The following is an 11,642-nucleotide window of genomic DNA, read 5'->3' as shown; positions in this document are numbered from 1 at the left end:
AGCACCGCCCGGGATATCCGCTTCGCTCCTGATCCCGGGCTAAGGGGTCCATAGCCGGGGACCGCTTGCGTCCCCGGCGATCTTTGGAACGAATGCTATCGGCGCTGCACGTGTCCCAGGCTATAAGCCGCTAAACAGATACTCTGCCTCGTGACGCCGTCGTTTAGGGGCTCCGCCCCGTTCACAGACAGGAAATGACGCCCCTCGGGTCAAGTGCGTAACTCCTACGTATTATGCACGAAAAGCGCTTTTGGCGAGGAGGGTGCTTCAGCGATCAAGAGGGCAGGTCTCGCGAGTTCGGCGGGGTTGCGTTGGGCGGAGTTTCGGGGAGGAGACGACAAACCTCCCAATCCGTCATTCCGAACTTGATCCGGAATCCATCCCACGGGCTAACTACAAGCCCCAAACCGGAACTACCAACCCCCCTAAGCCTGCCGTCAACCGTGCGGGTCGGCTGCTGTCTCCTGGATCGCGCTCTTCCGATCGCTGTCGGAATCACTTGTCCAGGATGACCTTCCGGGGGAGACGTTCCGGGGCGGCTTCACGCCCGCCCACACCTCTTATGCACCGAGGCGCTCAACGAGCTGATGCAGGCGTTGCAGGGTGGGGGCGCCCCGGTGTAGGAGCAGGTCTACGGTCTGGGCATCGGGTACGGCCTTGGGGGGCGCGGCGGCTATGGTGATGGCGTCGAGCGTGTTGGTGGGCGCCCGGTCGAGGAGCGCGGTTAGGGTGTCGTCGTCGGCGCACCAGACGACCACATCGGGCGTGTGCTCGTGGACGGCGTCGATGGCAGCGTCGATGCTGTCGTAGCCGAGCGGTTCGATGAGGCGGAGACCCAGGCAGCCTACGATATTCCGCGCAAACGTGGCACGGGCGCTCCGCATAGAGGGCGTGCCTACAGGGGCAATCAGAGCGGTGGGGCGCGGTTCAAGCTGTTGCACGCGCAGCCGCAGCACATCGTATCCCTCCGAAAGCGAAAGCGGCTGTACCCACGCGGGCGGCTGGTGGTTGAAGTGCTGCTGCGCCGGGGATTCGGAGGGCGTTTTCTGGGGGGGTACGGGCGTGTCGGGATCGGGGTAGTGGTTCGTGCCCACGAGGACATCGGTCCGGGTGGCGATGCGCATGCGCCGCTCCTCGCGGGTGATGCGAACGCGCGTCTGGAGAAAGTCATCGGCCCAACTCGGCAGCCCGCCTGCGTCTTCGATCTGCTGGAAGCGACTCCATGCGGCCTCGGCCAGGCGGTGGGTGGCCTGCTCCAGGTAGTATGCTCCGGCGGCGGGATCGGCCACGCGGTGCAGGTGGGCTTCGTGCTTCAGGATGAGCTGTGTGTTGCGCGCCAGGCGGTCGGCGTTGGGGGCTTCGTCGTGCGCATCGCGGCGGAAGGGCTGCACGGTAAGCTGCTCCACCCCGCCGATAACTGCGGAAGCCCCCTGCGTGGCGGCGCGCAGCAGGTTGGCGTGCGGGTCGAAAAGGGTGTGCGAGCGCGGCGAGGTTTCGGCGTAGAGCGTGACCTCCGACGTCGATAGCACGGGTTCGGTGTCGTGCATCTCGGCATAGGCCTGCGCCACCTGCGGAAGCAGAAAACGCAGCGCGCGCAGCTTGGCGATCTCCAGAAAATACGACGTATCCACCGCCACCAGCACGCGGTGGGGCAGTCCGGCCGAGAAGGCGTCAGCGCCCTGCGTGGCCAGTGCCTGCGACCAGCTACCCAGCGTTAGGGCAAGCTCGTCGGCCATGGGCAGTCCGGTGTTGTGGGGCAGGCGGGCATCCACGATGATTGGATGCGCGGGCCGACGCAGCGGGGCGGGCAGCTCAGCCTCGGCCGGCACATGCCGCATGGCGCGTAGTAGATGCGGATCGGCGTAGGTGAGCGGCGTGTCGGCGTCCAGATCGGACTCGGCAACCATCGCCCAGGCGTCGGCGCCGCCATCGAGATGCACTTCCGTATCATGGTGGGCTGCGGTGTCGAGCGCCGTGCGCAAAGCAGCAGAGAGGTCGGCGGAGGCATCGGTCCCGGCAGCGGTGACGACAATGCGGTCGGCCCCGCTCGTGCAGGCGGCGTTGATGCGATCTGCCAGATTCGGTGCGTCGAGCGGCAGGCGCTGGGCGATCGTCCATTCGTTGGCTGCGGGGCCGGACTGACGCATCCCCCGACCCGAGATGCCTTTTTGCACGTGCGGAAGCGCTTCGGTATCGGCGCGGCGGTAGAACGCGCGCAGGTCGATGCCTTCAAGCGGCTGCCACGTGAGCGTCTCCATGAAATCATCGCCCAGATCGTGGCGCAGGCGGTCGTGCCAGTCCTCAGCAGGCGTGAGCGGAAAGTTGAGCGAGAGCGGAGCGTCGGTCATGTGGCAGGAGCGGCAAGTGAGCGATAACGGCGGACAAGATCGTAGACAGCAACGCCGAATGCAACCGACACGTTGAGCGACTGCTTGGCGCCGTACTGCGGAATTTCCAGCGCCACATCGCACGCGTCGAGCACGTCGCTGTCGATGCCGTGCACCTCGTTGCCCAGCACCAGTGCCAGCGGAAACGCATTGGCCTCGAGCTCAGCGGGCGGTTGCGAAGCATCGGTAAGCTCCAGCGCCGCAATGGTGTAGCCCTGGCTGCGCAGGTCGCCAAGAAGCGCCAGCACATCGTCCTCCGCCGACCACGGCACCAGGTCTTGCGCGCCAAGCGCCGTCTTGTGCAAGTCCTTATGATCGGGCGTGCCCGTGTATCCCGTTAAATAGAGATGCTCAACGCGCGCTGCATCGCCCGTACGAAACAGCGACCCCACGTTATAGATAGAGCGGATGTTATGCGCCACGACCGATACCGGATGCCGCGGTAAGTCCGCAAGCTCCTCAGGCGCGGGGCGGTCGATTTCATCCCAAGCAAGTTTGCGCATGGACGGGCTATCGTTCACATTGAAAAGCAGTTGCTGTAATCCGATTGCAGGCGTCCCCACAGGTTCCGGGGGAAAGCACAGCAGCGGCGCCTTCGGACGGTCATTTTGTTTTCTTTCCCCACACTCCATCGATCTATGTCTACCTGTTTCTCGGAGGCGAAGGCCCCTGCCTGGATGCTCGGTCTGTTCCTGGTGCTCGTGGCCACCACCCTTACCAGTTGCCAGGCGCTGCGCGAGGTGGGGCAGCTCCGCAACGTGGACTTTCACCTCGACCGCGTGACCGATGCCCGGATTGCCGGTGTGGACCTAAACCGGATCGATCGTCCGGAAGATCTGGGGCCCGTCGATCTGTTGAACATCGGGAATGCGGTGCGGCAAGGTGAAGTGCCCCTCTCGTTTTCGGTGGTCATCGAAGGCACCAATCCCTCCGACAACAGCATGAACGCGCGGATGACCGAACTGGATTGGACGCTGCTCTTGAACGAGCGGGAGACGATCAGCGGTGCGTTTGCCGAAGAGACGGTGCTGGAGCCGGGCGTGCCCACCGACATTCGCTTTCCGGTGGAGCTAAACCTGGTCGAGTTTTTCGATGGCGGAGCCCGCGACCTGGTCGATCTGGCGCTATCGCTTGCAGGGGATGGGCCGCCCACGAACGTGAAGTTCGAGGCCGAGCCAACCATCCGCACGCCTCTTGGCCCGATGCGCTACGGGGAGCCCATCACCATAGTGCACCGCACCGTGGGCGATGACGCGGCTCGATAAGCTTTTGAATCCGTTATTGCAATAAAACATACACGCTGTGATTATCACCATTGATGGCCCTGCTGGGGCCGGAAAGAGCAGCACCGCCCGCGCCGTAGCCGAGCGGCAGTCGTTTCGCTATCTGGATACGGGGGCGCTCTACCGCGCTGTGGCGCTGGCATTTGTAGACGCCGGTGCTACGCCCACAAACGAAACAGCCCAGGCACTTCTCGACGACTGCACCATCGACCTGCAGTTCGACGACGCAGACACCCTGCACGTGCTGATGAACAGCAACGAGGTGACCGACACCATCCGCACCTCCGAGGTTGGCGACATGGCAAGCCAGGTAGCTGCGCTGCCAGCAGTGCGCGAAGCGTTGCTGCCCGTACAACGTCAGATTGCCACGCGGTGGAGCCAATCCACCGGTGGCGTGGTGGCCGACGGACGCGACACCGGCACCGTGGTCTTTCCCCATGCCGATGTAAAAATCTTCATGGAAGCCAGCCTCGAAGAGCGGGCGCGCCGCCGATATGAGGAGTACCAGACCGCTCCGGATGGAGACCCCCCCTCGTTTGCATCCGTGCGCGAAGAGATTCGCCAGCGTGATGCACACGACCGGGAGCGCGACCTGGCCCCGCTGCGCCGTCCCGATGATGCCGTATCTATTGATACAACGTCAATGACGTTCGAAGAACAGGTGGAAGCCATCGAAGCACTCATTGAGCAGGCAAATGCGGGAACGGACCCTTTTCCATCCCATTAGACAGTGTTCCGGATGCACAGGGCAGAACGTGCCATCAGCAGCGATCGAGATGCTGTCGACAGGCGCGTGCCAGCGATCTGCCCGTCATCCGATGCCCCTGTTCGTACTTCTTCATCGTGTTGGCACGCTGGCCCAACTCACACCCGCCCACGGTGTCTGTGACAGAGTAGGGCACGTCCACCGGTCGCAGGAGCCTCCTGTACCCGGTGCGCCCCGACACCACGCGGCATATACCCCTCGTTTCCCAAACATATATGGCCGAACAAGAAAAGCAAGCACCCCCGCAAGACACATCCGAAGCCGACGACGTAGCTACGGTCGAAGAGACCGACGTCGATACGGCAACGGCTCCTCCTGAAGCTGCAGAACCAGCTGCAGACGATGCGCCCTCGCCTGACGATGAAAGCGCCGATGCTTCTGAAACCGAAGCACACGCTGATGAAGAAAGCGCTGGCGAAGAAAGTGCTGAAGCTGAAGAGGTAGACCGCGATCCGCCCCCTGAAAATGTAGATCGGCTGCTGGCCGAAGCGGTGACCACCGCCTCCGAAGAAATTGGCATTCCAACCAGCGACGACTTCGACTTTGAGGCCACACAGGTCGACGATCCTGGCCTCACCGTCTCGCTCGACGACCTGGAGCGCACGGAAGAGAATCAGGGCTTTAGCGGAAAGGTTGTTGGCCGTACCGTGACGCTCGAAGAACTCGAAGAATACGAGCGCTCGCAGACGGCAGATCCGGTGTACGATCAGTTTCGCGACCTGGTCGACCGCACCAGCATCGACGTTCGGGAGCAAGACATCGTAGAGGGCCGCGTGCTCAAGGTCAGCGAAGACCACGTGGTCATCGACATTGGCTACAAGAGCGATGGCATTGTAGCCCGCGATGAGTTCGGCGAGCACCTTCAGCGCGGCGACACCGTCGAGGTCTACCTTGATTACAAGGAAGACCGCGAAGGACAGCTTGTCTTGTCGAAGGAGAAAGCCGACAAGGTCCGCCGCTGGCAGCGCATTGAGGAGATCTACGAGAACGAAGAGATCGTGGAAGGTACGATTATCCGCCGCATCAAGGGCGGTATGATCGTGGAGCTCTTCGACGGCCTCGAAGCGTTCCTGCCGGGTTCGCAGATCGATGTGCGCCCTGTGCGCGACTTCGACGCGTATCTGGAGAAGCGCATGGAGTTCAGAATTGTGAAGCTCAACCAGTCGAATGAGAACATCGTGGTGTCGCACCGCGAGCTCATTCAGGAAGAGCTCGAAGAGCAGCGCCAGCAGATTCTGTCGCAGCTTGAAGTGGGACAGGTGCTGCAAGGTACGGTCAAGAACATCGTTGACTTTGGGGTCTTCATCGACCTCGGCGGCGTTGATGGCTTGCTGCACATCACCGATCTGTCTTGGGGGCGCGTGTCGCACCCGAGCGAAGTGGTCGAACTCGACCAGGAGATTCAGGTCGTGGTGCTCGACTACGAAGAAGAGCGCCAGCGCATCTCGCTGGGTCTGAAGCAGCTTCAGCCGCATCCGTGGGATAACATCGGCGAGAAGTACGACGAAGGCGAAACCGTTGAAGGGAAGGTCGTCTCGATTACGAACTACGGCGCCTTTGTGGAGCTGGAGAAAGGCATCGAGGGCCTCGTCCACATTAGCGAAATGTCGTGGACGCGCCACATCAACCACCCCAGCCAGATGGTGTCGCTCGGACAGCTGGTGGAGGTCAAGATTCTCAACATCGACGAGGAGGACAAGAAGATCTCCCTCGGCATGAAGCAGCTGGAGCCCGACCCATGGGACGGCATCAGCGATCGCTATCCGGCGGGCACGGTACTTACCGGTACGGTGCGTAACATCACCAACTTCGGCGTTTTCGTCGAAATTGAGCCGGGCATCGACGGGCTGGTTCACATCAGTGACCTGTCGTGGACGAAGAAGGTACGCCATCCGGGCGATATGGTCAGCAAGGGGCAGGACATGGATGTCCAGATCCTTAACATCGACGAGGATCGCCGCCGCATCTCGCTGGGCCACAAGCAGGTGAAAACCAACCCGTGGGATCAGTTCGAAAGTGCCTACGAAGAGGGCACCGACACGGAAGGCGAGGTTGTCCGCGTTGAAGACAAGGGCCTTGTGGTGGAGCTCCCGCTCGACGTGGAAGCGTTCGTGCCGGGCAGCGAGCTGAAGAATGGCCCGCGCGACTTCCAGAATCATTACTTTGAAGGCGACGAGCTTGAGTTGCGCGTCATTCGGTTCGACAAAAGCCGCAAAGACATCGTGCTTAGCGAAACGGCCAAGGAGCGCCAGGAGCGCCAGGCCGAGAAGCGCCGCGAGCGCCAGGAAGAGCGCCGCGAGAAGCAAGAGCGCCGTCAGGCCGTGGACCAGTACAAGGAAAAGAGCCAGCCGTCCTCTGCATCGGGTGGAAGCGACGATCCGACGTCTGGACCGACCACGCTGGGCGAACTTAGCGGACTGGGCGATCTGAAGCGTGAGATGCAGGCTGCCGAGCAGGCCGCTGCGCGCGAATCTGAGATCGAGGCCGAACAGGCTGAAGAAGTTGAGGATGCGGAAGAAGCCGACGCGAGTGCGGAGGCGGAAGCCGATCAGCAAGCCGAAGCAGACGACGTTGCTGATGACAGTGACGACGTGGAAGACACCGGCTTCCCGGATGGCTTCCCGCACGCAGGTCGTCTTGAATCGGCGGGTGTGACCTCGCTCGATGAGCTCCGCTCCCACGACGACTTCGAAGCGATTGATGGTATCGGTTCTTCGTATGCCGAAGATCTGCGTAACGCGCTTGATGCGCTCGACAACGCATAACGCGACCTGCGCACCCGATCCATAATGCCGCTTGGGGCAGTCTCCACTACCGGAGGCTGCCCCTTTCTGTTGCCCGTGCTCTCGAAACCGGTGTATCCGGTAAACATAGAGGCAACGGATACAGCGTTTCGCATCCCCTTGTATTTACAAACATTTGAATGGACTCTGAAGAGTACGCCCCCACGGCAAGCAATTCGATTACAGCACGCCTGGCGATTGAGAACAAGCCGGGCATGTTAGCCGAGGTAACATCAACGATAGGAAAGCACGGCGGCAATATTGGCGCGATCGACATTGTGCGGGCGCGCGACAGCGTGCTCGTGCGCGACATTACCATCAATGCGCGCAGCGATGACCATGCACGTACAATCATCACGCATCTGGGCGACCTCAAAGGCGTCCGGGTGGTGGATGTGTCAGACCGCACGTTCTTGCTGCATCTGGGCGGCAAGATTGAGGTAAGCAGCAAGGTGCCGCTGCGTACGCGCGACCAGCTGTCGATGGCCTACACCCCAGGCGTGGCACGCGTGTGCGAGGCGATCTACGACCGTCCGGACGATGCGCATCGCCTCACCATCAAGAGCAACACGGTGGCCGTGGTATCGGATGGCACAGCAGTGCTTGGGATGGGCGACATCGGACCCGAGGCTGCGATTCCGGTGATGGAAGGCAAGGCGCAGCTCCTCAAGGAGTTTGCCGGCGTAAATGGCTTTCCGATCTGCCTGGATACAACAGATGTAGACGAAATCGTAGAGACTGTAGCACGCATGGCACCTGTTTTTGGTGCGATCAATCTGGAGGATATCAGTGCGCCGCGCTGCTTCGAGATTGAAGATCGGCTGCGCGAGCGGCTTGACATTCCGGTTTTCCACGATGACCAGCACGGCACAGCAGTCGTGGCCGTTGCGGCGCTCATCAACGCGCTTAAGATCGTAAACAAGACGCCCGAGGCGCTGAAGGTGGTGCTCGTGGGCATTGGGGCAGCAGGCACTGCCGTAACGCACATGCTGCAAAACATGGGCATCGAGAATATCATCGGCGTGGACCGTCAGGGCGCGGTTACGCGCGACCGCACGGATCTGAACAAGGCCAAGCGGGCGTACGCAGCCCAGACGAATCCGCACAACCTGAGCGGGTCGCTCAGTGAGGTGATGACAGATGCGGATGTGTTCATCGGGCTGTCGGGGCCGAACGTGATCGACGTAGACGACCTGCACCGCATGGCCGATGACCCGATTGTCTTTGCGATGGCGAATCCGGAGCCGGAAATCCGCCCCGAGAAGGCGTATCCGCACGTGGCGGTGATGGCCACCGGACGCAGCGACTACCCGAACCAGATCAACAATGTGCTGTGCTTTCCGGGGATGTTCAAGGGCGCGCTGGCCTGCCGGGCCACCGACATCACCGATGGCATGAAGCTGGCTGCGGCCTACGCGGTGGCAGATACCATCGACGATGCCAGCCGAACGGCGGATTATATTGTGCCGAGTGTATTCGATAAAGCCGTGGTAGACCGTGTGGCCGAGGCTGTGGAAGCGGCAGCCCAGGAAGAAGGTGTGGCTCGCACACGTTCGTAGCGAACAATGCTCCCGCTTTCACCGCCTTGAGTCTGTTATTGCAATGAAAGAATCACCAGTGCTAAAAAGTGATACAGGGACGTATCTGCTTGCTATGGGGTGCAGCGATGAGTCAGTTGTAGAGGTAGGTGCACAAGGGAGAATCGCACTGCATACCGGCGTCTATCTCTACGCAGGGAGTGCTTTTGGTCCGGGAGGCATTGCAACCCGCGTACATCGCCACGCCCGGACCGACCACCCCCAGCACTGGCACATCGACTACATTCGTCCACACTGCACACTACAGGGCGCATGGGTTAGCTATGCGGATACGAAGCTGGAATGCCCGTGGGCCCGTGCGTTACTGGATGCTGACAGCACATGTGTTCCCAAGAAGGGACTGGGCAGCTCCGACTGCGGATGCCCTGCGCACTTTATGCGGTGGGAAGCGGAGGGGGATGACCATCGGGCGGTGCGCCAGCAGATCGAAGCTGTGCTGCACGCGGTCCAGTCTGATGCAACGCCCACCTGGGTAGAAGCAGATCGAATCATTTAATACCCGTTATTGCAACACAAGCCGTAATCGCTTAGAGCTGATTTGTACATCATTCCAAAATTGAGATGCACAAATCAGAAAAAGCAATTAAGGTAGATGGTCCTTGGTAGAAATTCGCAGATCTATTCTGGCCTCCGTCGGCAGGCTGGCGGATATCTTACCCACAGGCCAATCTCGCCGGGATGCTGCACGGTGCGTCGATCAGGGCAGACGGTGATGCGCCCGTCTTGCGGGCGGGCTGCGCCGATCACAAGCGTATCGCCTTCCTGGCGGAGCGGCACCACACGGTGCTGCCGAGCGACTGCGCGGCTACACGCTACCGTCCCCTCCTCCGATTGAGCCGGATCGACGTGATCGGAGGCCGCCCCGGCGCGGCGTCTCGGGCGACGGTTGGCGGGACGATGCCCGGTGGGACGATGGCAGGTGGGAATGGGACATGATGAGGCAAGCCACTTATAAGAACCGCAGCTATGAGGGCATGGCTGGGCATTTGCAGTGCCGACAGTGGTCGGCATAGTGGTCGCGGCGCGCGATGGGTGTGATGTGCTGCAGGTCGGTAATGGTGCTTAGGTCCAGGCGCACCTCCAGGCGCAATTAGGAAAACCAGCGATTGCGGTCCAGCACGTACGCTAAAACAGCCGCTTCATCTGCGTGCAGCGCTTCAGCCACTTCTTTTTCTTTTCGAGCTGTTGGATGCTCATGTTCGCCTGCTTCACCCGAAACCGCTCCTTCGCCTTCTGATGCACATCACGGATGTGAATGGACTTCCCGCGGTCCTGAAGCAGAAAGGCGAGCGACGACGCCAGTTCGCTGCATTCCTTGCGCAGCGCCTCCTCGCGGGCCTTTACATCGAGTCCGTTCCCGCCCGGAGCCGCTGGTTGGTTGCCCTCAAAGGCCTCGCGTCGCACGCGGAGTCGCCCCGAGTTTTCCATCTCCACGCGATGCGTCTCGAACGAACCTTCGCTCACTTGCTGCATCGACCAGCCGCTGCGGTCGCTATCTTCGGTGGCTTTCTCGGGCGGCGTCCGGTTTGCCTTTTCCTTGCGCGTGCGGATGCCCTCCTGCACCTCCCGCGTCATCCAGTTGAGCGTGTCGGAGAGCCCCAGATCGCCCGAAGCAAACACATCGCACACGTTGGCTTTGTCCGACCAGGGCGCAAAGTAGCGCATCCCCCGAAAGATCTGCTGCAGGCACTTCGAGCGCGCGCTCACCAGGTCGAGCTTGGCAATCACGCTAATAGATTTGATGTCGGTGCCCTCGCCAATCATATCGACCTGCACCATCACATCCACTTCGCCGTTGCGGTAGGCATCCAGGCGCTCCTCGCGCTCCTGCGGCGGCACATCTTGTCCGATGCGCGTGACCGAAAGCCAGCCGTAGCGGCGCTGCATGAAGTCGAGGACGTCGGCGGCGTGGCGGTTGCTCATGCAGATCACGAGCATCTGGTGGTTGCGAACCGCAGTGCCATGGGTGCCGCGATGTTGGGCCCGCTTCGATTGCAGGCGTCCCACCGCCGGACCAATCAGCGTGTCGAGGTAGACGTCGTGAAAGCGCAGGTTGCGACGTGCAAAGTAGCGGTCGAGGGTCGCGGTATCCGCCGAAATGTCGTTTTTGAGCTCGGCCAGCGTGCACTCCACCGTCTCCCCCGAGTTCTCCTCCTGCATCGTGATGGTGTAATCGACCACGTGCGCCTCAACCCGCTTCAGGATTTCGCCCTCGGCATGGGCATCGCGGAGGGAGACCTCATGGAGCGCGCGGTAGAAGGTGGATTCGGTGCCGTCGTCGTGCGAGATGGTGTCGTGCGGCACGCCAAAGAGCGGCTCCCCATCGCTGCGGATGGGCGTACCCGAGAGTCCGATGAGCGCCTCGTGCGAGAGGTTATCCACGGCATCCGACCACGCACTTTCTTGGGGCAGGTGGTGAATTTCATCGAGCACAAACAGCGTATCCCCCTGGTTGCAATACTGTTGCAGCGCCTTGTTGCCGCTCGATCCGCACGCGTACTGGTACGTGGCAATGACGATCGGGATGTCGCGGTTTTTGAGGAAGACCGCATCCGAATCCGCAATCGAAAAGGGGAGGCGCGGCCCGCCAATCCATTGCAGCATCTGCGCCAGCTCCTGCGGATCGGCGTATTGGTCGCGTAGGTTGCCCCGCGGCACAAAGACCACAAGTTGATCGCAGACGCCCATCGCACGCGCCACACAGAGGGAGGCCAGCGTAATGAGGGTCTAGCCGTATCCGGCCACAACCCCACCCAGATGGTGACGCTCCCCACGCTCGTACGCGCCAGCGCGCTTGCGGAGAAACCTGCGGTGGCCGTCGCGCA

The 11,642-nt window shown here is 61.5% G+C and carries 8 protein-coding genes and 1 pseudogene; 5 read left to right on the top strand and 4 right to left on the bottom strand.

The window, feature by feature from the left end; translation table 11 throughout:
* Positions 1–560: 560 nt before the first annotated feature.
* Together R6U20_RS06400 and R6U20_RS06395 are read right to left on the bottom strand one after the other, a co-directional pair.
* Positions 561–2,348, bottom strand: coding sequence for a methylmalonyl-CoA mutase family protein (locus R6U20_RS06400; protein ID WP_410337034.1), 1,788 nt, complete (start codon positions 2,346–2,348; stop codon positions 561–563).
* A complete protein-coding gene (locus R6U20_RS06395) occupies positions 2,345–2,890 on the bottom strand; it encodes an RNA methyltransferase (RefSeq protein WP_410337033.1) in 546 nt (181 codons plus the stop codon). The genes R6U20_RS06400 and R6U20_RS06395 overlap by 4 nt, the downstream gene beginning before the upstream one ends.
* 135 nt (positions 2,891–3,025) lie before the next feature.
* Between R6U20_RS06395 and R6U20_RS06390 the strand changes: the two genes are divergently transcribed.
* The 5 genes and pseudogenes from R6U20_RS06390 to R6U20_RS06370 all read left to right on the top strand — a co-directional run.
* On the top strand, positions 3,026–3,652 hold the full coding sequence (locus tag R6U20_RS06390; protein ID WP_410337032.1) for a hypothetical protein: 627 nt from the start codon (positions 3,026–3,028) through the stop codon (positions 3,650–3,652).
* Between the two features lie 37 nt (positions 3,653–3,689).
* Positions 3,690–4,397, top strand: a complete 708-nt coding sequence (gene cmk / locus R6U20_RS06385) for a (d)CMP kinase (protein ID WP_410337031.1) — start codon at positions 3,690–3,692, stop codon at positions 4,395–4,397.
* Between the two features lie 254 nt (positions 4,398–4,651).
* Positions 4,652–7,201, top strand: coding sequence for a 30S ribosomal protein S1 (gene rpsA, locus R6U20_RS06380; protein WP_410337030.1), 2,550 nt, complete (start codon positions 4,652–4,654; stop codon positions 7,199–7,201).
* Between the two features lie 158 nt (positions 7,202–7,359).
* Positions 7,360–8,778: an NAD-dependent malic enzyme gene (locus tag R6U20_RS06375; RefSeq protein WP_410337029.1), complete on the top strand. Its 1,419-nt coding sequence runs from the start codon at positions 7,360–7,362 to the stop codon at positions 8,776–8,778.
* Between the two features lie 43 nt (positions 8,779–8,821).
* A pseudogene (locus R6U20_RS06370) lies at positions 8,822–9,184 on the top strand (GIY-YIG nuclease family protein); the annotation flags it as partial.
* A gap of 251 nt (positions 9,185–9,435) precedes the next feature.
* On the opposite strand, the gene R6U20_RS06365 reads toward R6U20_RS06370, so the two are convergent.
* Both R6U20_RS06365 and R6U20_RS06360 read right to left on the bottom strand, forming a co-directional pair.
* Positions 9,436–9,828: a hypothetical protein gene (locus R6U20_RS06365; protein WP_410337028.1), complete on the bottom strand. Its 393-nt coding sequence runs from the start codon at positions 9,826–9,828 to the stop codon at positions 9,436–9,438.
* A 114-nt stretch (positions 9,829–9,942) separates the two neighbouring features.
* The gene (locus R6U20_RS06360) at positions 9,943–11,484 is read right to left on the bottom strand and encodes a DEAD/DEAH box helicase (protein WP_410337027.1); all 1,542 of its coding nucleotides are present in this window, start codon (positions 11,482–11,484) and stop codon (positions 9,943–9,945) included.
* Positions 11,485–11,642: the final 158 nt, after the last annotated feature.

Source organism: Longimonas sp. (assembly GCF_046498435.1).
Taxonomy (GTDB): Bacteria; Bacteroidota; Rhodothermia; order Rhodothermales; family Salinibacteraceae; genus Longimonas.
This window is presented reverse-complemented; position numbering and strand designations above follow the sequence as displayed.